A 24,856-nucleotide genomic window follows, 5' to 3' on the forward strand; every position below is an offset into this window, starting at 1 on the left:
CGTTCCGCGGTCCCTCAGCCCGCGTCTGCGCGGTCGTGATGGGCAATCGCCTGCAAGACCGCGGCAACCAGGTCTCCATCGGGATCAAAGGGGATCGGGTGGCCATTCGGGGCCGCGCGCAACGCCTCACCCTGCGCACCGATGTCGAAGCCGAAAACGGGAAGACCCGTCGCGATGACTTCGTGCGTGGCAAAGGAAAAGGTCTCGGGCCAGACCGACGGAACCAGCCATCGGCCGACATGGTAGCGTTCGGCCAAGGCGGCGATCTCGTCGATCTGGTAGCTGCCGTGCAAGGTGACCGAAGGCGGCAGGGAAAAGGCCGGGTCGATATTGCCGATCAGCACGACCTTGTGGCCGGTGGCCTCGCGCAGCAGATGTTGACCGATCTCGCAAATCAGATCTGCGCCCTTGGCGCGATTGAGGTTGCCCAGAACACCAATGACCGTGCTGTGCGCCTGCGACGTATCCACCTGCAGAACGCTGGCGCTGATCTTGTGAGGACGGCAGTGAACCCGCTCGGACAGCCAATCGGGAAACCCGGCTTGCATCAGATCGGCACTGCTTTGCGAAAACACGGTGATCTCGTGGCATTTTTCGAGGAACCCGGCCCAACGGCGCCGCCATTGGCCTAGGGTCACGACCTGCCCATCTGCGGCCCGAACGCAATGCGCAGGGTCCTGCGACGTCCCCGCCACCGCGCCGCGATAGCGCCCGTCCGATCCCAGCAGATTGTAGGACGGCGACAGCATGAAAAAGTCATGGACCCGCGCGGCGAACCTGTCGCGGCCATCACCGCGCCCCAAAGACAGCAGGATGTCCGGCAGTGCGGCCGGGTCGGGATGGCCGACGCCGCACGAATAGATGATATCAAGCGCCGGCACGGTCGCGAGCATGGCCTGAACCGAGGACAGATCATTGGTTGTCGCGGCGATCACCCCATCGCTTGTGTGCAGCTCGAATTGAAACCGGGCGGCCCCGCCGACCCGCAACACCATGGCCGATTGCCCAAGGCGGGTGCGCTGCGCGATCTCTTCCTGCAGGGCATGTTCAGCCCCCCCGCCAAGCGAATGCGCGAGATAAAGGGGCACCGGACCGTCCGCGGTGAACCCGGCAAGCGCGACGGCCAGCACCAGGCGCGGCGTCCGCAAAGGATCGCGGGCGATATAGGTCTGCACCTCGAGGTCATAGGCCGGAAAGCGGCGCGCAATCATGGCGTTGGCCCGCAGCACAAGGTCCTGCTTCGCCTTTGGTCCGAAACTCTGGCCGCCTCGGTGCTCGACGAAAAGCGTGGGCAAACCGACGTGGCGCCCCCCCACGTTTGCGAATCCGTTGGCACCAGTCGACCTCTTCGCCGTACCCGCGCCCAAAGGCCGTGTCGAAGCGCGGCACCCGCGCGAACCAATGCGAGGACAAGGCCATGCAGAAGCCTACCCCGGTCGGGGCCGAGGGCAGACGCGGCGGCGTAGGTATCGAGGCCGCGACCGCATCCAGTTGATCCACCAGACCCTCGGGAATGTGTCGCGCCTGAACGATCAGCGGGATCGAAAAGATCTCGGCATCGTTGGACATGGGCGTCACCGAGGCGATGCGGTCGTCTTGATAAAACGGCGCAACCAGCCGCGACGCCCAGTTCGGCGGAACCATCGCATCCGAATTGAGCAGGATCAGATGCCCCGGCAAATGCTCGGCCTCGGCGAAGGCATGGTTGACCGCGCCCACGAACCCCAGATTGCTGTCCAACTCGATCAGACGGGCCCGCGCCCCGGCCCGTGTATCCGCCCAGGTGCGCAGGAAGGGTCGGACACGTTCGTCTGTTGAGGCATCGTCGACAAGGATGATCCGCCAGTCCAGATCGGTGTTCTTCGCGACCCGGTTCAACGCCTCGGTGACCATGTCATAAGCGTCATGCACCGGCATGATGATCGTCACGGGCGTATCCGCCGGAACGGACGTGACAGCGACGCCAGGTGCGGACCCTTCCCGCCCCGGCCGCCTGCTGCTGCTTGTGCGGAAATACCTGTCGTCGAGGGGCAGACCGGGGTGCAGATCCTCCAACCCGAGGGCCCGTTTCACCGCGCTGCGGCTGGCTTCGTCACGTCGGATGATCCATCGCATCCCGGCTGGCAGGGCCTTGAGCAGATCGCGCAGAAAGGCCCGCTTGATCCGGCGCTCGGCTGCGGGTGTGGGCGGCTCGGACGGATGACGAACCGGCAGGCGCAGCGTGTCCCCCGCGGCAGTCGTCACTTCCATCTGCAGGGGACGCGCAGTCTCGGGGATCTCGACCTCGAAGCCGCAATTCAGCGGCAGCCCCAGCTTGCGGGCGACATCGGCGCGTGGGATTGCCGGGGTGATGGCCACGCGACCCTCGGGCCAGACGACATGCACCTGCGGGGCCGCCATCCACCCGATCAGGCGCACGCATCCGCGTTCCCGCGTAACCCGCTCGACATGACCCAGGCGCCGACGCCCGTCACGCGGCAAGGAAAAGCCGCACAGCCGGTCGGCGTGCCGCCACACGTACCGAAGATAGACCGCTCGGAACCGATAGAGCACGAGGTCGCCCTTACACGTTCGTGGAGGATGTCATGAAACCAACCAGCCCGTTCCGCCGCTTATCGCCAAAGGTCTTAGCAACCTGTTCGGGCAGCGACCATAGACGAGTTGCCCCATGCGCAAAGGGATATGACTCAATTCTCGTCGGGGCCGGTCCGACATGCCGGGGTCGCAGCAAATCTTTTACAAGAAAACCTGGCAAGTCGCCCATAGGGTGTGATCACAGTCAGCGCGACAAAAGGTGACGCGCCGTGGCCTCGACTCGATCAAACCCGCGGCGCCTGAACCTCCGACAGGATCTCGCGCAGGCCGATACGCCAGTCCGGGCGGGGAATGCCGAAAACGGCCTCGGTCGTGCTGCAATCCATCCGCGAATTCGCCGGGCGGGCGGCGGGCGTCGGGTAGGCGGAACTCGGGATATCCTCGACCCGGCAGGCCAGCCCGGCCCGTGCAAAAATCTCGCGCGCGAAATCGGCCCAGCTGACATCCGGCGCGCCCGAGAAATGGTAGGTGCCGGATTTTTCCGGGTGGCGCTGCACCTGCGCCACGATGCGCAGGCAGGCGTCTGCAATCGCCCGCGCTTGGGTCGGTCCCCCGACCTGATCGGCCACGATGCTCAGCCGGCCGCGATCGGCCCCAAGGCGCAGCATCGTCTTCACGAAATTCTGCCCATGCGCAGAGACCACCCAGGAGGTGCGCAAGATCACTGCAACCCCGCCGGCGGCGCGAACGCCCTCTTCGCCCAGCAGTTTCGAGCGGCCATAGGCCCCCAGCGGCGCGACCGGGTCGGTCGGCTGCCACGGCCGCTCGCCGTGACCGGCGAAGACGTAGTCGGTCGACAGATGAACGAAAGGGATGCCCAACTCGGCACAGGCGCGCGCCATCGCACCGGGCGCAGCCCCGTTGATCGTGTTGGCCAGGTCCTGCTCTTGCTCGGCGCGGTCGACGGCGGTGTAGGCGGCGGCGTTGATGACGGCAGACGGAGCATGGGCATGGATCGCGGCGGCACAGGCGGCGGGGTTGCACAGATCGGCCATGTCGCGGCCCAGGGCCAGGACATCGGCCTGGCGCTGCAGTTCCGTCGCCACTTCGCCCCGTCCGGCCAAAGATCATCACCGGCCCGCTCATGCCCGCGCGCCCAGTCTTTGTCCGACGCCATGTCTGCTTTGCAGCTTTTCCCACCAGGCGCGGTTTTCAAGATACCAATCCACGGTTCTCTCAAGCCCCTCTTCCACGGTGACCGTGGGGGACCAGCCCAGTTCCTCGGACATGCGGGTGGCGTCGATGGCATAGCGCAGGTCGTGGCCGGGGCGATCCGCGACAAAGGTGATCAGCCGCGCATGCGGGGCGCCCTCGGGGCGGCGTTCGTCCAGCAGGGCGCAGATCGTGCGCACCAGGTCGATATTGCGCCGCTCGTTGTTGCCGCCGATATTGTAGCTGCGCCCGACCTGCCCCTTTTGCAGCGCCAGCAGCAGCGCCTCGGCGTGATCCTCGACATATAGCCAGTCGCGCACGTTCTCACCCCGCCCGTAAACCGGGATGGGCTTGCCCGCCAGCGCGCTCAGGATCACCACCGGGATCAACTTCTCGGGAAAATGGTAGGGGCCGTAATTGTTCGAGCAATTGGTCACGATCACCGGCAGGCCATAGGTCTCGAACCAGGCGCGCACGAGGTGGTCCGAGGCCGCCTTGGACGCAGAATACGGGCTGTTGGGGGCATAGGGCGTGTCCTCGGTGAACAGCCCCTCGGCCGCCAGCGTGCCATAGACCTCGTCGGTCGAGATATGGTGAAAACGGAAATCCGCGGGCTTTCCGGCCCGTGACCAGTAGGCGCGCGCGGCCTCGAGCAAGGTATAGGTGCCGGTGATGTTCGTCTCGATGAAATCGCCCGGCCCGTCGATCGAGCGGTCCACATGGCTTTCGGCAGCCAGGTGCATGATGGCGTCGGGCCGGTGATCGGCCAGGACGCGGTCCATTGCGGCACGGTCGCGGATATCGGCCTGCACGAAGAAATAGCCGGGGTGATCGGCCACCGAGGCCACATTGTCGAGGCAGGCGGCATAGGTCAGCGCATCGACATTGACCACCTCGTGGCCGCGCGCGATGGCCAGCCGCACCACGGCCGAGCCGATGAACCCGGCCCCACCGGTCACGAGCAGTTTCATCGCGGCGCATCCTCGTAGGTGAACGGGCTGTCGAACCGGGCAAAGGCCCCTGCCGCGGCGTCCTTGTCCGACAGGATCGGCGCAACTTGTCCCAACTGCCAATCGATGCCCAGATCGGGATCGTCGAAGCGCAACGCGCCTTCGGTCTCGGGCGCGTAGTAATCCGAGCACTTGTAGATGATCTCGGTCTCGGGGGTCCGGGTCACGAAACCATGGGCAAATCCCGCCGGGATCATCAGTTGCTTGCCGTTCTCGAAGCTCAATTCGACGCCGACCCACTGGCCATAGGTGGGCGAGCCCTTGCGGATATCCACCGCCACGTCGAACAGCACGCCGCGCCCACAGCGCACCAGCTTGGCCTGCGCATGGGGCGGTGCCTGGAAATGCAGCCCGCGCACCGTGCCGACCTCGGCCGAGAGCGAGTGGTTGTCCTGCACGAAATCGGTCGTGATCCCGTGGTCGGCCAGACGGGCACGGTTGTAGGTCTCCGAGAAAAAGCCGCGAGAATCGCCAAATCGCGCCGGTGTCAGAACCACAAGACCGGGCAAGCCCGTCTCCTCAACTCGCATTCCGCAACTCCATCCAATCCCTGCGCGACCTCGGGCGGGGGCGCTGACAGGACCATGCCAGTTTCACGCAAAAGCGGCAATCCGACGGGCGGGCCGTTTCAGGGCGCAACAAACGGTTTCAATGATGCATCCCGTAGCGCAACGCGTCATGGATGCCCGCGTGGATGTTGCGTGAGGCGACGGCATCGCCGATCCGGTACAGGATGAACCCATCTTCCGCCTGCCTCGGAAACACAGACCCGCGCCCTGAAATCAGCGCCGCGTAATCCACCCGCCCCCGGTTCGCCGCATGCGGACGAAGGCCATGGTAGAGATCGTCATTTGCCGTCGTGCCATGCTCGGCCACCAGGTGGTCGACCACGCGCTCTTCTGTCCAGGCCGGCGCGAAATCGGACCCCAGCGTAACCCGCAGGCGGTTCCCCTCGCGCCGGACCGCGGTCACCCGCGTGTTGATCGTCAGGCGGCTGCCCGTCTCGTGCAAGGCACGCATATAGGGCACGTGATTGGTGCCGCCGATATCCGGCGCAAAGAACCGTTCGGGGCTGACCAGTTCCAGCGACGCGCCCGAGCGGGCGATCACCTCGGCCGCACTCATGCCGGGGTGGCCGCCATTGTCATCATAGACCAGGACATCGCCCACGGGCTTCACGGCCCCCGCCAGGACATCCCAGCTGGAAACCGCGCAGTCCTGCCCGGCCATCTCGGGCATTTGCGGCAGGCCGCCGGTGGCCACGATCACCACCTCGGGGCTCAGGGCGATCACATCTTCGGCTTCGGCAAAGGCGTTGAACCGGATCTCGACACCCAGGCGGTCCAATTCCTGCAACCGCCAATCGACGATCCCGGCAAGGTCGCGCCGCCGCGGATTGGCCGTCAGCAGGTTCATCTGCCCCCCGGCGCGATCCGACGCTTCGAGGACCGTGACCGCATGGCCGCGCTCGGCCGCAACGCGCGCCGCCTCCAGCCCTGCGGGCCCGGCCCCGACGACGACCACATGGCGCGAGACGGGCGCGCGCGGGATGTCATGGGGCAGGACGGCTTCGCGCCCCGTGGCAGCGTTATGAATGCACAGCGCCTGCCCCCCTTCGTATATTCGGTCGAGGCAATAGGTCGCCCCCACGCAGGGACGGATTCGGTCTTCCTGCCCTGCCGCGATCTTGGCCCCGATATGCGGATCGGCGACATGGGCGCGGGTCATCCCCACCAGGTCGAGCTTGCCGCTGGCCACGGCATGGCGTGCCGTGGCGACATCGGCGATCTTGGCGGCGTGCAGGATCGGGATATCGACCTCGGACCTGATCTCGCCGGCAAAATCCAGATGTGGCGCAGATGGCATTCCCTGGATCGGGATCACCTCGGTCAGTTCCGCGTCGCTGGCCACGCGCCCGCGGATCAGATTGAGGAAATCGACCTTGCCCGAGCCTGCAAAGCGCCGCGCGATCTCGACCCCTTCGGCCCGCGACAAACCGGGGTCGAATTGCTCGTCCGCCACCATGCGCAGCCCCATGATAAAATCGGGGCCAACCGCGTCACGGATCGCGTCGATGACCAGCCACGCAAAGCGCATGCGGTTGTCCAGGCTGCCGCCAAAGGCGTCATCGCGCCGGTTCTGATAGGGCGACCAGAAGGCATCGATCAGGTGGCCGTATGCCTCGAGTTCGATGCCATCGAGGCCCGCGGCCTGCATCCGCTGCGCCCCGCCGCATAATCGGCGACGATCCGGTCGATGTCCCAGTCCTCCATTTCCTTGGGAAAGGCGCGGTGCGCCGGTTCGCGCACCGCCGACGGGGCGACCACCGGTAGCCAGTCGCCCTTGTTCCAGGTCGTGCGCCATCCCAGATGCGTCAGCTGGATCATCACCGCGCAGCCATGGGCATGGCAGCCCTCGGTCAGGTCGCGCAAGGGCTGCACGATCTCGTCGCGATAGGCATGCAGGTTGCCGAACGCCTCGGGGCTATCGGCGGACACGATGGCCGAACCGGCCGTCATCGTCAGGGCAAGCCCGCCCCTGGCCTTCTCGACATGGTAAAGGCGGTATTGCTCAAGCGGCAGACCATTCTCGGAATAATTCGGCTCATGCGCGGTGGACATGAGCCGATTCTTCAAGGTCAGATGCTTGAGCTGAAAGGGCTGCAAAAGGGGATCGTCGGACATGTCGGGCCTCGGCTGGTCGGCAAAAGCCTAGGCCACCCCCTCGGGATCACGAAAGCCCGGAACCGACATGTGCAGGTCGGAAAAGCCGGCTTTTCCACCGCCCTCAGGCGGTGATCCAGTCGAAAAACCCTTCGCCCGCCTCGGCGCGCAAGTCGGCGGCCATCTCGGCGCCCAGTTTCGCGCCATCCTCGATCGGCGCGGTGCGGTCGGCGGTCAGCACCTCGGACCCGTCGGGCCGCAGGATCTCGCCCCGCAGGCGCAGCATGGTGCCGTCCAGTTCGGCCAGACCGGCGATAGGGGTTTCGCAGGACCCGTCGAGACCGGCCAGAAAGGCCCGTTCGGCCGCAAGACGTTGCCCCGTAGGCCCATCATGGATGGCCGCCAGCATCTCGGCGGCGCGCGTGTCGTCGATGCGCCGTTCGATCCCGATGGCGCCCTGTGCGACGGCCGGCAGCACATCCTCGACCTCGATGGCCGATTTCACCACCTCGGTCATGCCCAGACGGCGCAGGCCCGCCATGGCGAGGAAGGTGGCATCCGCCACCCCGTCGCCCAGCTTTTTCATCCGCGTCTGCACATTGCCGCGAAACTCGACCACCTGCAGGTCGGGACGGCGCGCCTTGAGCTGGGCCCGGCGACGCAGCGACGAGGACCCCACGCGCGCGCCCTCGGGCAGCGCCGCAAGCGAATCGTGATTCAGCGAAACAAAGGCATCGCGCACGTCCTCGCGCGGCAGGTAGGTATCGAGGATCAAACCGGGCGGCTGTTCGACCGGCATGTCCTTCATAGAATGCACCGCGATGTCGATCCCGCCGGTCAGCATCGCCTCTTCGATTTCCTTGGTGAAGAGACCCTTGCCGCCCAACTCTTTCAGGGGTTTGTCGGCATCGATGAGTCCACGGTCATCGCCGGTGGTCTTGATCACCACGATCTCGAATGCCTCTTCCGGCAAGTCGAAGGCGGCCATCAGGCGGGTTCGGGTTTCATAGGCCTGTGCCAGCGCCAGCGGCGAGCCACGGGTTCCGATCTTGAGGGGCGAGGCGGGGGTAGGCAGGTCGGTCGTCATGTCACTTCTCTACTAGTGTCAACGCGGGTTGTATATGTGTCAACTTTGCTTGACAATCGGGTTCGTCTTGACAGTTTTGGCGCGGGGCGAAACGGTGCCCCAAACGACCCGAGGATGACCCGATGACAGAAAAGAAGAAACTCCTGCGCAGCCTCGCAGGCGAGGCGATGGATGTGCCGCCCGTGTGGCTGATGCGCCAGGCGGGGCGTTACCTGCCCGAATACCGCGAAACGCGCGCGCAGGCGGGGGACTTCTTGTCGCTGTGCTACAATTCCGAGCTTGCGGCCGAGGTGACGCTGCAGCCGATCCGCCGCTACGGGTTCGATGCCGCGATTCTCTTTGCCGATATCCTGCTGATCCCCGACGCGCTGGGGGCCGATCTGTGGTTTGTCACCGGCGAGGGGCCGCGCCTGTCCACCATCACCGGGCCGGACGGCCTGAAGGCGCTGAAGGGCAAGGATGACATCCACGACCACCTTGCCCCGGTTTACGAGACCGTGCGAATCCTGTCGCGGGAATTGCCCAGGGAAACCACGCTGATCGGCTTTGCCGGTGCGCCCTGGACGGTGGCGACTTACATGATTGCCGGACGCGGCACGCCCGACCAGGGGCCGGCCCACGCCCTGCGCGAAAGCGATCCCGACACCTTTGGCGCGCTGATCGAGCTGCTGACCGAGGCGACCATCGAATATCTCGACATGCAGGTCAAAGCCGGGGCCGAGGTGGTCAAGATCTTCGACAGCTGGGCCGGGTCGCTGAAGGGCGAGGCGTTCGACCGTTTCGCGCTGGAACCCGCCAAGCGCATCACCGCCGAGATGAAGCGCCGCAACCCCGGCCTGCCGGTCATCGCCTTCCCGCGCGAAGCGGGCGATAAATACATCGGTTTCGCCAAGGCCGTCGACGCCGATTGCGTCGCCATCGACACCAAGGTCGCGCCCGAATGGGCCGCCGAACACCTACAACCCGACAGCTGCGTTCAGGGCAATCTCGACCCCAAGCTGATGGTCGAGGGCGGCCAGCGCCTGATCGACGAGGCGCGCCACATCGTCGACGCGCTCAAGGGCGGGCCGCACATCTTCAACCTTGGCCACGGCATCACCCCCGATGCCGACCCTGAGAACGTGCATGTCCTGCTCGAGGCCATTCGCGGCTAGCGCCGCGTGACAGCGCGGCCCGATGTCGCGGTGGTGGGGCGGGGCCTGATGGGCACCGCCTGCGCCCGGCATCTGGCCGAGGCCGGGCATACCGTCTTCCTGATCGGCCCCGACGAACCGGAGAACCCGTCCCGCTTCGACGGCCCGTTCGCCAGCCATCACGACGCGGGCCGCATCACGCGCGGACTGGCCGAAAAGGCGGATTGGTCACGCCTCGCCCTTCGATCCATCGACCGATACGCGATGCTGGAAGAGGCACTGGGCGAGTCGTTCTATAGCCCCTGCGGTGTCATGATGGCTGGTCCGCTGAATGGGCCGGGGGCCGAGTTCACACGCGGCTTCCTTGGGGCGGCCAAGCGCCTCGCCCTGCCGCACGAGCGGATCGACGGCGACGCGCTTGACGCCCGTTTCCCCTATTTCCGCTTTCCAGCCGATACTGTCGCCGCGTGGGAGGCACTGGGCGGCTGGATCGACCCGCGTGCCTTGCGCCGCGCCGAAGAGGTCTGCGCCACGCGCGCGGGCGCAACCGTGATCCGCGACACTGCCGCTGGGCTGGCCGGTGATACACTCACCCTTGGCAGCGGCGACATTGTCACCGCAGGCCATGTCGTCATGGCAACGGGCGGCTATGCCCGCACCTCGGGGCTGTTGCCCGCTCGACCGGCCATGGCGGTCTACGCCCGGACGGTCGTGCTTGCGGAGCTTGATCCACAACAGGCCGCGCGCCTGGGTGGAATGCCGTCCCTTATCGCGATGCCCGAGGGCGGGCGGATGGACGACGACGTCTACCTGCTGCCGCCAATCCGCTACCCCGATGGCAGGACCTATCTCAAGATCGGCGGCGAGCCGGTATCGCCCCGCCTGGAAACAGATGCCGAGATGACCGCATGGTTCCAGTCTGCGGGCAGCGCCGCGGCGGGCGAGATGCTGAGCGCGCAGCTGAGCGTCCTGATGCCCGGGCTGCACCCGCGCCACCTGCACTGCGCGGCCTGCGTCGTCAGCTTCACCGAAACCGGCTATCCCTATATCGAACGGCTGACCGACAGGCTGACGATCCTGACCGGCGGCAATGGCGCCGCCGCCAAATCCTGCGACGAGATCGGGCGCCTCGGTGCCATCGCGGCCACCGGCGGCGACCTGTCGGCCGAGGGCTACGATACCGATTTCAGGGCCGTCTTCGCCTGACCTCTCAGGTCCACTTGGCGATGGGCGGCAGGCTCATCAGCACGGCGTTCGCATCGTGCCCTGTTTCCAGCCCGAATTTCGTACCCCGGTCATAGACGAGGTTGTACTCGGCATAGAGCCCGCGATGCACCAACTGCCTTTCGCGATCTTCCTCGGTGAACGGCATGTGCTTGCGCCGTTCGACACAGCCCAGGAATGCCGGCAGAAACGCCCGCCCGACATCCTGGGTAAAGGCGAAATCCGCCTCCCAGTCGCCGGTGTTCAGATCGTCGTAGAAGATCCCGCCGACCCCGCGCGCGCGGTGGCGATGCGGCACGTAGAAGTATTCGTCGGCCCAGTCCTTGAAACGCGGATACAGATCCGCGCCATGCGGGTCGCAATGCTCCTTCAACACGGCATGGAAGTGTTCCGTATCCTCGGCGTATTCGATCGCCGGGTTCAGATCTGACCCGCCCCCGAACCACCACGCCACCGGGGTCCAGAACATGCGCGTGTTCATGTGGACGGCGGGCACGTGCGGGTTCTGCATATGCGCGACCAGGCTGATCCCCGACGCCCAGAAAGTCGGGTCGTCCTTCAGCCCCGACAGATCCTTGCGCGCGGCCATGGCCGCCACGGCGCGCTCGCCCAACTGCCCGTGCACGGTCGAGACATTCACACCCACCTTCTCGAAGACGCGCCCGCCGCGCATCACGCTCATCAGCCCGCCCCCGGCATCCGAGCCGTCCTCGGACTGGCGCCTGGTTTCGGTCACTTCAAACCGCCCGGCGGGTGCTGGGCCGCCTTGCGCATCTTCAAGGGCTTCGAAGGCGGCGACGATCTCGTCCCTCAATCTTCGAAACCACTGCGAAGCGCGGGCTTTTCGGTCGTCGAACTGGTCGGTCATTGCGGGCCTCTCCCGGGGCGTCTGGAACTCCGTTGTGCCTGACTAGCACCTCAACGCCGGGCTTGCTATCCGGCGCGGCAGGCGGCGTCGCACGGACCTGACGGCAGGGCGCGTTTCACCATGGATTTCCGTGCGCCTTTCGCGTAGTATCGAAAAAACGCCGCGTCAGACGGCACCCCGAGGCAGAACGAGCAGCTTCGTGCAAACCGGAAGATTTCTCACCGCCCTGATGGGGCTGATCCTATGTGTCGTGCTGGGTGTGACCGCACCGGCACGAGCCGCCCCCTATGCCGCCATGGTGATGGATGCCCGCACCGGCGAGGTGCTGCATTCGCGCAACGCCGACACGCGCCTTCACCCCGCCTCCCTGACCAAGATGATGACGCTCTACATCGCGTTCGAGGCGGTCCGCCTTGGGGAAATCGGCCTGGACACACCGGTCCGCATTTCGGCCAACGCGGCGGCCGAGCCGCCCTCGCGCCTCGGTCTGCGCTCGGGCAGCACCATCCGCTTTCGCTTTCTCATCCGGGCCGCCGCCATCCGCTCGGCCAATGATGCGGCCACCGCCATCGGCGAGGCGATCGAAGGGTCCGAAGCCGCCTTTGCCCGCCGCATGACCCGCACGGCGCGCGCCCTCGGCATGACGCGAACGACCTTTCGCAACGCGCACGGCCTGACCAGCGACGGTCACCTTTCGACCGCGCGCGACATGACGATCCTCGGGCGGCGGATGGTGTATGACTACCCGCAATACTACAACATCTTCTCGCGGCGCGAGGATGACGCCGGCATCGCCACGATCCGCAACACCAACCGCGCGGTTCTCAACGCCTATGCCGGGGCGGACGGGATCAAGACGGGCTATACGCGGGCCGCGGGCTTCAACCTCGTGGCCTCGGCGCAGCGCGGACGGGAACGGATCATCGCCACGGTGTTCGGCGGACGCTCGGCGGCGTGGCGCAATCAGCGCATCATGGAATTGCTGGACATGGGTTTCGACAGGGCGCCAAGCCGCGCGCCGGTCCGAACGCCACCGCTTCCGTCCTACCCCGATGGCGGTGCGAGCAACGGCGCGGTCGCCCGCAGCCTGCGCCCGGTGCCCCGCCCCGGTCCATCGGCCCCATCGCCTGAATTGCTGGCCGCCATTGGCGAAGCGGTCGGCGAAGTCCTGACCGAGGTCGAGACGGCCACCGCCACCGAGGTCCCCAGCCTTCCCCCGACACCGAGGCCGGAGCCTCAAGCCGCCCTCGACGTGCCGCCGCGCCCCCAGCCCACCGCGCCCGAGGTCATCACCCGCGCCTCCTCGACCGGCAGCCGTCTATACGGCGTGTCGCTGGGGCGGCAGCCGTCGCACCATGCCGCCGAACGCTTGCTGTTGCGCACCGCACTGGCCGAGCTGGGCACATTCGACGATGCCTTGCGCCGCGTGGTTCAACGCTCTGGCGGGTACGAGGCCCGCTTTGCCGGCATGACCGAGACTCAGGCGGCGCGCGCCTGCGCCAGGCTGGCCGCCCGCAACGTGACCTGCGAGATGTTCGGCCCCTGAAGATCGAGGCGGGGACACGTTCGTGACCGCCGCCCCCCCAACGCGCGTGGCCTCATTTCTTGGGCTTGTCGTCGTAATCCTCGGACAAGATGCGGTTGGCATCCCCGTCGGGGTCGTCGAACTGCCCGCGGCGCAGCATCCAGAAGAAAAAGGCCAGTCCGAGCAACCCGAGAAACAGGCTGACGGGGATGAGCAGGCCGAGAATGTCCATGGGTGTCTTTACCTGAGCCGCAGAGCGTTCAGCGACACCGTAATCGAAGACAGCGACATGGCCAAGGCCGCGATCAGCGGCGTGGCAAGCCCCGCCACCGCCAAGGGCACGGCCAAGACGTTATAGACCGTCGCAATCGAGAAATTCTCGTGAATGCGCTTGGCGGCCGAGACCGAGGTGGTGACCGCATCACCGATCGGGGCCAGGCTGCGCCCCATCAGCACCATGTCCGATGCCGTGCGCGCCGCATCCAGCGCCGAGGCCGGCGAAATCGACACATGCGCCGCCGCCAGCGCCGCGGTGTCGTTCAGCCCGTCACCCACCATCAGCACCTTGGCGCCCTCGGCCGCCAGATCGGCCACCAGCGCGGCCTTTTCCTCGGGCAGGGCCTCGGCGATGACCTCGTCGATGCCCATGCGACCGGCGAACCGGGTCACGGCCCCCTTGGTATCGCCCGAGATCAGGATCACCCGCTTGCCATCGGCCTTGAGCGCGGCGACGGTTTCCTCGGCCCCCTCGCGCAACGTGTCGGTAAAGCGCACCGTGCGCGGCGCCTGATCGCCGATCTTTAGGAAACTTGCCGTCATGTCGGGGGCCTCGGCCCCGAGCCACGCCGCGCGGCCAAGGCGCACGGGCTTATCATGCCACAGGCCTTCCACCCCGTAACCGGGGCGTTCGACCAGGTCGGTCACGGTGGCGGGCTGCAGGCCCCTGGCCCTGAGCGCGACCGCCAAGGCATCGGCCAGCGGATGCGAGGAGACTTCGGCCAGCGCCAGGGCAACCCGCAGATCCCCCTCGGGCAGATCCTCGAGGCCCACGGGATCGGGCGTGCCGGTGGTCAGCGTGCCGGTCTTGTCGAACACGACGGTATCGGCCTCGGCCAGACGTTCCAGGGCCGTGCCCTTCTTGATCAGCAACCCCTTGCGAAACAGACGCCCCGACGCGGCGGTGGTGACCGCAGGCACGGCCAACCCGAGGGCGCAGGGACAGGTGATGATCAGAACCGCCGCCGCGATGTTCAGCGACACCCGCAGGTCCTGCGTGCCGATATACCATCCCACGGCGGCCACGACCGACAGGATATGCACGCCCGGCGCATAGAGCTTGGCGGCCCTGTCGGCGAGAGAGTTGTAATTCGACCGCCCCGACTCGGCCACGGCGACCAGATCGGCGATACGGTGCAACGAGGTGTCGCGGCCCGCCGCCTGTACCTGCACCAGCAATGGGCCGGTCAGATTGACCTCGCCGGCGCTGACCACCTGACCGGGGCCGGCATAAACGGGCAGGCTCTCTCCGGTCATCAGGGACCGGTCCAGCTCGGACTGCCCCTCGGTCACGACGCCATCGACGGGAATGCGGCCACCGGGCTTGACCCGGACGATGTCGCCCACCGCCAGGTCCGAGGCGGCCACCGTTTCCTCGGTGCCGTCGGACAGGATGCGCACGGCGCGCGGCACTTCCAACGCGGCCAGTTCCTGCGCGGCCGACCGCGCCGAGGCACGCGTGCGATGGTCGAGATACCGCCCCGCCAAAAGAAAGGTGCACAGCGCGATAGCCGCATCGAAATAGGCATGCTCGCCCGATTGAGTCGTCTCGTAAAGCGAGGTGCCCACCGCCAGCACGATGGCCAGCGTGATCGGCACGTCCATGTTCAGCCGCCCGCCCCTGAGCGCCGACCAGGCCGACAGGTAGAAGGGCTGGCCCGAAAAGATCACGGCCGGGATCGCAATGCCCGCCGAGATCCAGTGCATCATGTCCCGCGTGACGCCCTCGGCCCCGGCCCAGACGGCCACGGACAAGAGCATTACGTTCATCATCGCGAAAAAGGCCACCGCCAGACGCATCAGCAGATCGCGCCCGGCCCGGTCCGCGGCGGTCGTGGCCAGGACGCCGGGGTCAAGCTCGTGGGCCTCATAGCCCGCCGCCTCGAGGACCTGTGTCAGATCATCGGGGGTCACGCCGGGCTCGGCCTCGACGGCGGCGCGGCGCAGGGTCAGGTTCACCCGCGCCTCCTTGACGCCCGGAATGCCGCGCAGCGCCTTTTCCACGCCCGAGATGCAGCCCGCGCAGTGAATCCCCGGCAGCGACAGCATCAGCGTCGCGTCTTTCGGCAACTCGGCCAGATGTTCGGCCGCCGGGGCGACGTTGCAGGCCGGGCAGGCCCCTGGCCGGGCCCGTTCCTGAGCATGATCGAAGGTGACGGTCATTGCCCGATCCTTTGGTCAGTCGCGCAGCGAAAAGGTGATGTTGTGGCGGTAATCGGCCCCGTTTCGTGCCTTGCCGGTCAGACGCAGACGCCACTGCCCCTCGGCCAGCGCGACAGGTGCGGTCAACACGCCATTGGGGCCGCGCGCGAAATCAAGGCGCTGATCGTCGCGCTGGCTGGTCGGACGCGTCAGCAGCGCATCGAGCTCGGCCGGGTAGACCGGACGGCCCTCGGAATCGACCAGCGTCAGGTTCAGGACACCGTTCTCGACCGCGACCGAGGCATTCCAGCCCAACTCCTCTTGGGCCAGCCGACGATCGTCGAAGGTCTGGCTGTCGGCATAGCTCGAACTGACCTCCATCCCCGGAAAGGTGGAAATGGCATTGTAGGCCATGAACAGGTTCACCCCGATGATCAGGCCAAAACCGATCACGAACATCGCCAGGACCTTGCGGCCGGTCAGGGGTTTGCCGGCACTGCGGTCTGTGTCGTCGGTCATTCGGTCTCCCTCCCGAAGAATGTCGTGTCCTCAAACGAGCGCGTATTCGTGCTGAGGTCCTCGATCCAAAGACGGAAATCGGTTCGTTCGGTCGCAGCCGCCTCCGTCCCGGCGGGCGCGATCACATAGACCCGCTGCAACAGGGTGGAGTCGATCGGCACTTCGACCGTCTCGTCATCCGAGCCTTCCAGTTCGAGGATGAAAGGCGCGCCCTCCCCCAGCGAGACCCGGAAATCGGAGGTCTGATGCGTCATGTTGCGGATCCGCACGTCATATGTATTCCGGATCGACCCGTCAGACAGCGTGACATATTGCGGGTTCCGCACGGCGGCCACGGTCATGTCGATATCGGAGCGGATGAACAGCAACACCGTCAGGCCGATGCCGATGGCCGACCACAGGACCGTGTAGATGATCGTGCGCAGACGGAAGATGTGCTTCCAGACCGAGATCTTGTCCTTGCCGGCGCGTTCGTTGGTCTCGTCGGTCAGCGCCATGTAATCGACCAGGCCGCGCGGCTTGCCGATTTTGGCCATGATGTCGTCGCAGGCGTCGATGCACAGCGCGCAGGTGATGCATTCCAGCTGCTGGCCATCGCGGATGTCGATCCCCACCGGGCAGACGTTCACGCAGGCCATGCAGTCGATGCAGTCACCCAACTCCGTGTTTTCCTGCCCCTTGCGATGTTTGCCGCGCGGCTCGCCCCGCCAATCGCGGTAGGCCACGGTGATCGTCTGCTCGTCCATCATCGCCGCCTGGATGCGCGGCCAGGGGCACATGTAGATGCACACCTGCTCGCGCATGAAGCCGCCGAAGACAAAGGTCGTCGCGGTCAGGACGCCGATCGTGGTATAGGCCACATAGGGCGCCTGGAGCGTGACCAGATCGACCAACAGCGTCGGGGCATCGGCAAAGTAGAACACCCACGCGCCCCCCGTTGCGACGGCGATCAGCAGCCATACGATATACTTGACAACCCGCAGACGGAATTTCTTGAAGTTCCAATCCTGCTTCCACAGGCGCAGCCGCGCGTTGCGGTCCCCCTCGATCCAGCGTTCGACCGTAAAGAACAGGTCGGTCCACACGGTTTGCGGGCAGGTATACCCGCACCAGACACGGCCCAGGGCCGAGGTGAACAGAAACAGCCCGAGACCGGCCATGATCAGCAGACCGGCCACGAAATAGAATTCATGCGGCCAGATCTCGATCCAGAAGAAGAAGAACCGCCGATTGGCGAGGTCCAGCAGGACCGCCTGATCGGGCAGGCTGGGGCCGCGATCCCATCGAATCCAGGGCGTCAAGTAATAGATGCCGAGGGTGACGATCATGATCACCCATTTCAGGTTCCGAAAGCGGCCCTTCACACGCTTGGGGAAAACAGGTTCACGGGCGGCATAGAGCTTTTGCGGCTCTTCGGTGGCACTCATATCGGAATCCTTGGGGTCTGGTCGTTTTGTCCTGCGCTGGAATGGTTCTAGGGCCGCGCAGGGTGCCCTTTCATTGACGTGAATCAAGCATACGGAAGCATACAGACGAAAAGGTTTGCGACGCCAAAGGAATGTGCTGCGACCCATCCGCCCATACCGTCGGCGACCGTGGGTTCGGCCGCGTGCGAAACCGCATGACGGACCGCTGCATCAAAATGGTTGGGAAAAACGCGCGCGCGACCTATGATTAAGTGTACTCTTCCGTCGGCTTCGCGCCGGCGCCTGCACAGAACGACCGTGCGGGTGGCTGTCGTCGGGGGAAGGGAGGCACCGGTCCCGTAGGAAACGCGCGAACAGGACCGGGACCGGTGCCACTCCGGCGACCGGGAGGGGCCACCGGAACTTGTGAGATGATGGCCCTACTGGCCACCACCAAGTGAGTGTACATACACGGCTACCGAGCGGACCTCGGCCTCGCTCAGGCGCCCCGCCTCGGAGGCATCCGCCGACCAGGGCGGCATGACGCCGAATCGTGCGTTGCGCACCGTGTATTCGATGGCCTCTTCAGAACCACCGTAAAGCCAGATCGCATCCGTCAGGTTGGGCGCGCCCAGGAACGGGTCGCCTGCCCCATCCTCGGCATGACACGCCGCACAGTTGTAGAGGTAGACCTCCTCGCCGGCCGCAGCCAACGTGGCGTCGTGATCCTGGCCAGAGATATTGCGCACGTATTGCACAACCTGGCTGATCTCCTCGTCCGAAAGGATGCCCTCGAAGGCGGTCATCTCGGAATAGCGTGCGTTCGGGTCATCCTCGTTCCGGATGCCGTGGCTGATCGTAAAATGAACCTCCTCAATGGTACCGCCCCAGAGCCAGTCGTCGTCCAGAAGGTTCGGATACCCCGAAGCCTGAACGCCCGCCGCACCAGAACCGTGACACTGCGAACACCAAGTTGCGAACGTCGCCCCCCCCTTGGATAGCGTAGTTATAGAGGTCGGGATTCGCCGTTGCGTTGATCTCGGTCAAATCGACCTCGGTAATGCGCTGACGAATGCCGGCATTCATGTCGTCGAAACGGTCGATATCCTCGGCCACCTCGGCGCGCGTCGAAAAGCCCAGGATGCCGGGCGTGGCCCCGTTGATCAGCGGCCATGCCGGGTACAGGACGGTATAACCGATGCCCCAGACGATGCAGCCGTAAAAGGTCCATAGCCACCAACGCGGCAGGGGATTGTTGAACTCCTTGATGCCATCCCAGACGTGACCGGTCGTATCGGGGTCACCCTCTTGCAGGATCTGCTCCTCGGGATGCTTGTTCTTGTCGTCACTCATTGCCGCGCCTCCTCGAATTGGGCGTTGGCTGCCTGGCTGTCGCCGGCCGGCCGGTCGTCATGGCGGAAAGGGATGTTCGCGGTATCGCGATGGACCTTGCGGCTGCCGGGACGCAACGTGAACACGACAACCCCGAGAAACACGAGAAGCATGAACAGCGCGCCCCAGCTGCGGGCAATGACCTGCAGTAAGGTATAGGTGTCTTCCATCGGCTTCCCCCCTTAACGGCTTGCGTCGGCTTCGAAGGTCGAGAAATCGACCAGCGTGCCGAGCATCTGGAGATAGGCCACCATCGCGTCCATCTCGGTCACCTCGGGGTTCCCGTCAAAGTCACGCTGCTGTGCGCCGGGATAGCGCTCGACCACACCCGAATCGCCGAAATCGGTGGCCTGCTCGACGAAATCGAGCTCGGCCATTTCGATCATCTCGTCGGTATAGGGCACACCGACGATGCGATGGGTTTCCATCAGATCGGCGATATAGGTCGGTTCGATCACCGTTTCGGCGAGGAACGCATAGGGCGGCATCACCGATTCCGGCACCACCGACTGGGGATCGATCAGGTGATCGACATGCCAGGCGTCCGAGTAGCGGCCGCCGACGCGGGCGAGGTCGGGCCCCGTCCGCTTCGAGCCCCACTGGAACGGGTGGTCGTACTGGCTTTCGGCTGCCAGCGAGTAGTGGCCATAGCGTTCGACCTCGTCCCGCATGGGACGGATCATCTGGCTGTGACACACATAGCAGCCCTCGCGGATGTAGATCTCGCGGCCCGCCAGTTCGAGGGGCGAGTAGGGGCGCATGCCCTCCACGTCCTCGATGGTGTTCTCCAGGTAGAACAGCGGTGCGATTTCCACGATCCCCCCGATCGTGACGACCAGAAAGCTGAGCGCCAGCAGGAGGGTTGCGTTGGTTTCAATCTTCTTGTGACCATCAAATGCAGCCATTGTCAGGTCCCCCCTTATTCAGCCGGCGCCGCGACGGTGGCATCCTTGCGGGCAGCCCCCTTCTTCACGGTCATCCAGAGGTTGTAGGCCATGATGATCGCGCCGGTGAGGTAAAGCACCCCGCCCAGACCACGCACCACATACATCGGGAACTTGGCTTCCACGGTGTCGGCGAAGGAGTTCACGAGGAAGCCCTGGTCGTCGACTTCGCGCCACATCAGGCCTTCCATGATCCCCGTCACCCACATCGAGGCGGCGTAGAGCACGATGCCGATCGTGGCGAGCCAGTAGTGCCAGCTGACCATGCGCAGGCTGTAGAGCGCCTGACGGTTCCACAGTTTCGGGAACAGGTAGTACAGCATCCCGAAGGTGATCATGCCGTTCCAGCCCAGCGCGCCCGAGTGCACGTGACCGATCGTCCAGTCCGTGTAGTGCGACAGCGAGTTGACCGCGCGGATCGACATCATCGGGCCTTCGAAGGTCGACATGCCGTAGAAGGCGACCGAGGTGACCATCATCCGCAGAACCGGGTCGGTGCGCAGCTTGTCCCACGCGCCCGACAGCGTCATCAGGCCGTTGATCATGCCGCCCCAACTGGGCATCCACAGCACGATCGAGAACACCATGCCCAGGGTCGAGGCCCAGTCAGGCAGCGCCGTGTAGTGCAGGTGGTGCGGACCGGCCCAGATGTACAGGAAGATCAGCGCCCAGAAGTGGATGATCGACAGCTTGTAGGAATAGACCGGGCGTTCGGCCTGCTTGGGAATGAAGTAATACATCATGCCCAGGAAGCCGGCGGTCAGGAAGAAGCCCACGGCGTTGTGGCCATACCACCACTGCGTCATGGCATCCTGCACACCCGAGAAGAGCGAAACCGACCGCGAGCCAAAGATCGACACCGGCACGGCCAGGTTGTTGACCACGTGCAGCATCGCGACGGTGACGATGAAGGACAGGAAGAACCAGTTGGCGACGTAGATATGCGGCTCCTTGCGCTTGAGCAGCGTGCCGACGAACAGCGCCAGATAGGCGACCCACACGATGGTCAGCCACAGGTCGATGTACCACTCGGGCTCGGCGTATTCACGGCTCTGGCTGCCGCCCAGCAGATAGCTGGTGGCCGCGAGCACGATGAAGAACTGGTAGCCCCAGAACACGAACCACGCCAGGCCACCGCCCCACATGCGTGCGGCCGAGGTGCGCTGAACCACGTAGAACGACGCGGCCAGCAGGCCGGTGCCGCCAAAGGCGAAAATCACCGCCGAAGTGTGCAGCGGGCGCAGACGACCAAAGTTCAGATAGGGCTGCGCCCAGTCGAAATTGAGCTGTGGAAAGGCCAGTTGGAAGGCGATGAACACCCCGACCAGAAAGCCGATGACGCCCCAAAAGGCCGTCCCGATGGCTGCGGCGCGAACCGGCCCGTCCATATATTCGTTTTCGTTCACATACCGCGGCTCGCCCGTGCGGCGCAGTTGCCACAGAAACAGACCGCCTGCCGTCACCATGATCAGGATGGCATGCACCATATAGAGCATGTCCCTGGCATAGTTGGCCGCAATCGCGGCCAGAACCGCGACAAGGCCAAGGATCAGCAGCTTTACATAATCAAGCATTGATCGTCCCTTCGTGATGCCCCGGTTCGGATTCACCTGTAGCGACTCGGCAAAGCCGTCCGGAGCTGTTCCATCTGATCCCCAAATCGCGGATAAGGCGAGTAGGGACCTTGATCCAAGTCAATCATACCCCATGCGCACGAGGGTTGATGCAGGTCAATGTGGCGCAGAGTGTGCGATCGTATGCATCTCTCGGAGCAAAACGAGGAGGGTCTCATGGCCTACAAGAGCATTCTGACCGTCTTGACCGACGACAAGGACGTTGCGCCTGTTCTTGACGCCGTCGCGCCGTTCGCCGCAGCGGCGGAGGCGCATCTCGATGTCCTGTGCTTGGGCATCGACCGAACGCAGACAGGCTATTATTTTGCTGGCGCGACAACGCTCATGCACGATGAGACCCTCGCCCAGGCCCAGGCCGAGGCGACGCGAATCGAACAGGCCGCCCGCACCCATCTCGCACAGTCGGACATTTCGTGGGGCGTCGAGGCCCTGGTGGCGCAGTCGGCCTCGGTCACACCGGTCGTCGCACGCCGCGCACGGTTTGCCGATCTCGTCATGCTGCCCAAACCCTACGGTGCCGATCTGCCGTCGGATGCTCCCGTCATGGTTGAATCGGCCATGTTCCAGGGCAACGCACCCGTCATCGTTCTGGCGGATGAGAAACCCGTGTCCCTGACCCCGAGGAAGATCGTCGTCGCCTGGAACGAATCGAACGAGGCGATGACGGCCATCCGCCGCGCCATGCCGATGCTGGTCGGCGCCGACCTCGTGAACATCTGCATCATCGCCCCCGAGCGGCATGGCAGCGAAACCACCGATCCCGGCGCCGAACTGTCGCGCATGCTCAGCCGGCATGGCGTGACCTGCGAGGTGTCGCTGCTGCCGCAGACCCTGCCCCGCGTGTCCGAGGTGCTCAAGCGTCACATCGCCGACCAGGATGCCGACCTGCTGGTCATGGGCGCCTACGGCCACTCGCGCTTCCGCGAGGCGATTCTGGGCGGCGCGACCCGCAACATGCTGGAACACTGCACGGTGCCGGTGCTGATGGCGCATTGAGGGCCGGCCGCAAACGACAACGCCCCGCGGGATCCGTGGGGCGTTCGATCAGACCGATCTGTCAGCCTGCGATCACTCCGGCATGCCACCATCGGAATCGTCGCCGGTCTCGTCCATGAGGATTTCGAAATCCGGAATCACGATATGACGCTTGCCTTCCAGCCGGATCACCTCGTCTTTCTTTAGGCCCGACATCTGGCGGCTGACGGTTTCCAGCGTCAGGCCCAGGTAATCCGCCATCGCTTCGCGGGTCAGCGGCAGGTCGAACGCCACCTCGCCGGCACCGCCGATGTTCTGAACGCTGGTTTCGCGGCGCGCGATGATCGACAGGAAACTGGCGATCTTTTCGCGCGCTGTCTTGCGCCCGAGCAACAGCATCCATTCCCGTGCGGCGTCCAGTTCATCCAGCGTCATCTCAAGCAGACGCTGCCCCACATGCGGGGTGGTCAGCATCATGTCCTGGAACGGGGCGCGCCGGAAACAGCACAGCTGCACATCCGTCGTCGCCGTCACGTCATAAGCGGCCGTTTCCCGATTCGGACGCCCGAGGAAATCGGACGGCAGCAACAGACCAACCATCTGGCGACGCCCGTCTTCCATCGTCTGGGTGAGCGACGCGACCCCATGCACGACCGAGGCCACGAAATCCATCTTGTCGCCCGCCCACACGATCGTCTGACCGGCCTCGAAGGTGCGGTAGTACTTGATCGACTCGAGCTTCTCCAGCTCGTCCGTGTCACAACGCGCGCAGACCGCGCGGTGCCGGATCGGACATTCGGAGCACTGCTCCTGCGGAAATGCAAGTTGCGTTTTGGGCATACCAAGGTCCTTTCGGACAATCCATTTCGCCCGATTGATCTGCGTCAATGTTGGGGGCGCGTTCCACCTTTAGCTGTATCCTAATGGAACATCTTTCGCAACTTCGACAGCTCGGTCTGTTCGACGCAAAGGTGCCGCGCTACACGAGCTATCCGCCGGCCACCAAGTTCTCGAACGACGTAAGTAGTGATGTCTTTCGCAGCTGGGTGGAGAGCATTCCCACCGGCAGCGCCATCTCGGTCTATCTGCATGTGCCCTTTTGCCGCAGGCTGTGCTGGTTCTGCGCCTGCCGCACCCAGGGCGTGCGCAATGACGACCCGGTTATCGCCTATGTGAACACCCTCAAGCAGGAGATCGCCACGGTCGCCGCGATCCTGCCCAAGGGCGTCCGCATCGCCCGGCTACACTGGGGCGGCGGGACACCGACGCTCCTGTCGGCCGATCTGATGACGGATCTCGCCGATACGTTGCTGTCGCAGATCCCGTTGGCTGAAGGGGCCGAATTCTCGGTCGAGATCGACCCGAATGAAATCGACAGGCCGCGCATGGCCGCCCTGGCCGCCGCGGGCATGAACCGCGCCTCGATCGGCGTGCAGGATTTCGACCCCGAGATCCAGAAGATCATCGGCCGCATCCAGGGCTACGATGTCACGCGCGAGGCCGTCGAAGGGCTGCGCGAACATGGGATTCACTCGTTGAATGCCGACATCCTCTACGGTCTGCCCAACCAGACGCCCGAGCGGATCTCGGAAAGCGTTCAGATGCTGTTGTCGCTCTCGCCCGACCGCGTTGCGCTTTACGGCTATGCCCATGTGCCCTGGATGGCCAAGCGTCAGGCCATGATCCCGACCGACGCGCTGCCCACGCCCGAGGAACGGCTGCAGCTCTTTGACACGGCGCGTCGCCTGTTCATGTGGGACGGCTATGACGAGATCGGCATCGACCATTTCGCCAAGCCCACCGATTCGATGGGCAAGGCCGCCAAGACGGGGCATCTGCGCCGCAATTTCCAGGGCTATACCGACGACAATTGCGACACGCTGCTGTCGCTCGGCGCTTCGGCGATCTCGCGCTTCCCGCAGGGCTATGCCCAGAACGCCGCCTCGACGGCCGCCTACCAAAAGGCGGTGCGCGCCGGCGAACTGGGCACCGGGCGCGGCCACATCTTCAAGGGCGACGACGTTTTGCGCTCGCGCATGATCGAGATGCTGATGTGCGATTTCCGCATCGACACGGCGCAACTCGAGGCCGAGTTCGGCCCGGTCGCCGCCAAGGCCGAGAAACTCTATCGCGAGGCTGCGGACGCGTTCGGCAAGATGGTCCGCATCACCGAGGACGGGTTCGAGATCCCGCCCGAGGGACGGCCGCTGTCGCGCATGATCGCGCGTGTCTTCGACGAATACGAGATGCGGGCCGAGGGGCATTCCTCGGCGATCTGAGCCGCGACACCGCGACCAGCAACCAAGACGCC

General features: G+C 65.1%; 20 protein-coding genes and 2 pseudogenes. 5 read left to right on the plus strand and 17 right to left on the minus strand.

Annotation, left to right across the window (positions count from 1 at the left end):
* Positions 1-14 precede the first annotated feature (14 nt).
* The 7 genes and pseudogenes from ROSELON_RS02920 to hemC form a co-directional block, all read right to left on the minus strand.
* Positions 15-1,211, minus strand: a complete 1,197-nt coding sequence (locus ROSELON_RS02920; protein ID WP_156945751.1) for a glycosyltransferase — start codon at positions 1,209-1,211, stop codon at positions 15-17.
* Positions 1,183-2,553 (minus strand): glycosyltransferase family 2 protein, encoded by a 1,371-nt coding sequence (locus ROSELON_RS02925; protein WP_156945754.1) that lies wholly within the window; start codon positions 2,551-2,553, stop codon positions 1,183-1,185. The genes ROSELON_RS02920 and ROSELON_RS02925 overlap by 29 nt, the downstream gene beginning before the upstream one ends.
* 266 nt (positions 2,554-2,819) lie before the next feature.
* Positions 2,820-3,641 carry a dTDP-4-dehydrorhamnose reductase gene (rfbD, locus tag ROSELON_RS02930; RefSeq protein ID WP_084613620.1) on the minus strand — a complete coding sequence of 274 codons (822 nt, stop codon included), beginning with the start codon at positions 3,639-3,641 and terminating at the stop codon, positions 2,820-2,822.
* 36 nt (positions 3,642-3,677) lie between these two features.
* The gene (rfbB, locus tag ROSELON_RS02935) at positions 3,678-4,718 is read right to left on the minus strand and encodes a dTDP-glucose 4,6-dehydratase (RefSeq protein WP_025310955.1); all 1,041 of its coding nucleotides are present in this window, start codon (positions 4,716-4,718) and stop codon (positions 3,678-3,680) included.
* Positions 4,715-5,287, minus strand: a complete 573-nt coding sequence (gene rfbC, locus ROSELON_RS02940) for a dTDP-4-dehydrorhamnose 3,5-epimerase (protein ID WP_025310956.1) — start codon at positions 5,285-5,287, stop codon at positions 4,715-4,717. The genes rfbB and rfbC overlap by 4 nt, the downstream gene beginning before the upstream one ends.
* Before the next feature lie 118 nt (positions 5,288-5,405).
* Positions 5,406-7,441 (minus strand): annotated as a pseudogene (locus tag ROSELON_RS02945) (oxidoreductase).
* Between the two features lie 103 nt (positions 7,442-7,544).
* Complete coding sequence (gene hemC / locus ROSELON_RS02950) at positions 7,545-8,507, minus strand: hydroxymethylbilane synthase (protein ID WP_025310957.1); 963 nt, start codon at positions 8,505-8,507, stop codon at positions 7,545-7,547.
* 122 nt (positions 8,508-8,629) lie between these two features.
* Here hemC and hemE point away from each other — a divergent pair, with 122 nt between their 5' ends.
* Together hemE and ROSELON_RS02960 are read left to right on the plus strand one after the other, a co-directional pair.
* On the plus strand, positions 8,630-9,661 hold the full coding sequence (gene hemE / locus ROSELON_RS02955; RefSeq protein ID WP_025310958.1) for a uroporphyrinogen decarboxylase: 1,032 nt from the start codon (positions 8,630-8,632) through the stop codon (positions 9,659-9,661).
* 6 nt (positions 9,662-9,667) lie between these two features.
* Positions 9,668-10,846 (plus strand): NAD(P)/FAD-dependent oxidoreductase, encoded by a 1,179-nt coding sequence (locus ROSELON_RS02960; RefSeq protein WP_025310959.1) that lies wholly within the window; start codon positions 9,668-9,670, stop codon positions 10,844-10,846.
* A gap of 4 nt (positions 10,847-10,850) precedes the next feature.
* Here ROSELON_RS02960 and hemF read toward each other — a convergent pair whose 3' ends face one another.
* On the minus strand, positions 10,851-11,732 hold the full coding sequence (gene hemF, locus ROSELON_RS02965; RefSeq protein ID WP_025310960.1) for an oxygen-dependent coproporphyrinogen oxidase: 882 nt from the start codon (positions 11,730-11,732) through the stop codon (positions 10,851-10,853).
* Between the two features lie 229 nt (positions 11,733-11,961).
* On the opposite strand from hemF, the gene ROSELON_RS02970 reads away from it, so the two are divergent.
* On the plus strand, positions 11,962-13,278 hold the full coding sequence (locus tag ROSELON_RS02970; protein ID WP_038650106.1) for a serine hydrolase: 1,317 nt from the start codon (positions 11,962-11,964) through the stop codon (positions 13,276-13,278).
* 52 nt (positions 13,279-13,330) lie between these two features.
* Here ROSELON_RS02970 and ccoS read toward each other — a convergent pair whose 3' ends face one another.
* The 8 genes and pseudogenes from ccoS to ccoN form a co-directional block, all read right to left on the minus strand.
* A complete protein-coding gene (gene ccoS, locus ROSELON_RS02975) occupies positions 13,331-13,489 on the minus strand; it encodes a cbb3-type cytochrome oxidase assembly protein CcoS (RefSeq protein WP_025310962.1) in 159 nt (52 codons plus the stop codon).
* Positions 13,490-13,497: 8 nt separating this feature from the next.
* The gene (locus tag ROSELON_RS02980) at positions 13,498-15,696 is read right to left on the minus strand and encodes a heavy metal translocating P-type ATPase (protein ID WP_025310963.1); all 2,199 of its coding nucleotides are present in this window, start codon (positions 15,694-15,696) and stop codon (positions 13,498-13,500) included.
* Between the two features lie 15 nt (positions 15,697-15,711).
* Entirely contained in the window at positions 15,712-16,194 is a 483-nt protein-coding gene (locus ROSELON_RS02985; RefSeq protein WP_025310964.1) for a FixH family protein, read from the minus strand.
* Entirely contained in the window at positions 16,191-17,621 is a 1,431-nt protein-coding gene (ccoG, locus tag ROSELON_RS02990; RefSeq protein WP_025310965.1) for a cytochrome c oxidase accessory protein CcoG, read from the minus strand. Before ccoG ends, ROSELON_RS02985 begins: the two co-directional genes overlap by 4 nt.
* A 419-nt stretch (positions 17,622-18,040) precedes the next feature.
* Positions 18,041-18,953, minus strand: a pseudogene (ccoP, locus tag ROSELON_RS02995) (cytochrome-c oxidase, cbb3-type subunit III).
* Positions 18,950-19,162, minus strand: a complete 213-nt coding sequence (locus ROSELON_RS03000) for a cbb3-type cytochrome c oxidase subunit 3 (protein ID WP_025310966.1) — start codon at positions 19,160-19,162, stop codon at positions 18,950-18,952. The pseudogene ccoP and the gene ROSELON_RS03000 overlap by 4 nt, the downstream one beginning before the upstream one ends.
* A 12-nt stretch (positions 19,163-19,174) precedes the next feature.
* Entirely contained in the window at positions 19,175-19,897 is a 723-nt protein-coding gene (gene ccoO / locus ROSELON_RS03005; RefSeq protein WP_025310967.1) for a cytochrome-c oxidase, cbb3-type subunit II, read from the minus strand.
* Between the two features lie 14 nt (positions 19,898-19,911).
* Positions 19,912-21,510 carry a cytochrome-c oxidase, cbb3-type subunit I gene (ccoN, locus tag ROSELON_RS03010; protein WP_025310968.1) on the minus strand — a complete coding sequence of 533 codons (1,599 nt, stop codon included), beginning with the start codon at positions 21,508-21,510 and terminating at the stop codon, positions 19,912-19,914.
* Between the two features lie 216 nt (positions 21,511-21,726).
* Here ccoN and ROSELON_RS03015 point away from each other — a divergent pair, with 216 nt between their 5' ends.
* Entirely contained in the window at positions 21,727-22,566 is an 840-nt protein-coding gene (locus ROSELON_RS03015) for a universal stress protein (protein ID WP_025310969.1), read from the plus strand.
* Between the two features lie 72 nt (positions 22,567-22,638).
* On the opposite strand, the gene fnrL is transcribed toward ROSELON_RS03015, so the two are convergent.
* Positions 22,639-23,385 (minus strand): transcriptional regulator FnrL, encoded by a 747-nt coding sequence (fnrL, locus tag ROSELON_RS03020; protein ID WP_025310970.1) that lies wholly within the window; start codon positions 23,383-23,385, stop codon positions 22,639-22,641.
* Between the two features lie 83 nt (positions 23,386-23,468).
* Here fnrL and hemN point away from each other — a divergent pair, with 83 nt between their 5' ends.
* Entirely contained in the window at positions 23,469-24,824 is a 1,356-nt protein-coding gene (gene hemN, locus ROSELON_RS03025; protein ID WP_025310971.1) for an oxygen-independent coproporphyrinogen III oxidase, read from the plus strand.
* Positions 24,825-24,856 lie beyond the last annotated feature (32 nt).

The sequence above is a fragment of the Roseibacterium elongatum DSM 19469 genome, assembly GCF_000590925.1.
Classification (GTDB): Bacteria; Pseudomonadota; Alphaproteobacteria; order Rhodobacterales; family Rhodobacteraceae; genus Roseibacterium; species Roseibacterium elongatum.

Coding starts and splice junctions, on each gene's coding strand:
- ROSELON_RS02920 (WP_156945751.1), bottom strand. CDS start 1,211: ATGATTGCGCGCCGCTTTCCGGCCTATGACCTCGAGGTGCAGACCTAT.
- rfbB (WP_025310955.1), bottom strand. CDS start 4,718: ATGAAACTGCTCGTGACCGGTGGGGCCGGGTTCATCGGCTCGGCCGTG.
- rfbC (WP_025310956.1), bottom strand. CDS start 5,287: ATGCGAGTTGAGGAGACGGGCTTGCCCGGTCTTGTGGTTCTGACACCG.
- hemC (WP_025310957.1), bottom strand. CDS start 8,507: ATGACGACCGACCTGCCTACCCCCGCCTCGCCCCTCAAGATCGGAACC.
- hemE (WP_025310958.1), top strand. CDS start 8,630: ATGACAGAAAAGAAGAAACTCCTGCGCAGCCTCGCAGGCGAGGCGATG.
- hemF (WP_025310960.1), bottom strand. CDS start 11,732: ATGACCGACCAGTTCGACGACCGAAAAGCCCGCGCTTCGCAGTGGTTT.
- ROSELON_RS02970 (WP_038650106.1), top strand. CDS start 11,962: ATGGGGCTGATCCTATGTGTCGTGCTGGGTGTGACCGCACCGGCACGA.
- ccoS (WP_025310962.1), bottom strand. CDS start 13,489: ATGGACATTCTCGGCCTGCTCATCCCCGTCAGCCTGTTTCTCGGGTTG.
- ROSELON_RS02980 (WP_025310963.1), bottom strand. CDS start 15,696: ATGACCGTCACCTTCGATCATGCTCAGGAACGGGCCCGGCCAGGGGCC.
- ROSELON_RS02985 (WP_025310964.1), bottom strand. CDS start 16,194: ATGACCGACGACACAGACCGCAGTGCCGGCAAACCCCTGACCGGCCGC.
- ccoG (WP_025310965.1), bottom strand. CDS start 17,621: ATGAGTGCCACCGAAGAGCCGCAAAAGCTCTATGCCGCCCGTGAACCT.
- ROSELON_RS03000 (WP_025310966.1), bottom strand. CDS start 19,162: ATGGAAGACACCTATACCTTACTGCAGGTCATTGCCCGCAGCTGGGGC.
- ccoO (WP_025310967.1), bottom strand. CDS start 19,897: ATGGCTGCATTTGATGGTCACAAGAAGATTGAAACCAACGCAACCCTC.
- ccoN (WP_025310968.1), bottom strand. CDS start 21,510: ATGCTTGATTATGTAAAGCTGCTGATCCTTGGCCTTGTCGCGGTTCTG.
- ROSELON_RS03015 (WP_025310969.1), top strand. CDS start 21,727: ATGGCCTACAAGAGCATTCTGACCGTCTTGACCGACGACAAGGACGTT.
- fnrL (WP_025310970.1), bottom strand. CDS start 23,385: ATGCCCAAAACGCAACTTGCATTTCCGCAGGAGCAGTGCTCCGAATGT.
- hemN (WP_025310971.1), top strand. CDS start 23,469: ATGGAACATCTTTCGCAACTTCGACAGCTCGGTCTGTTCGACGCAAAG.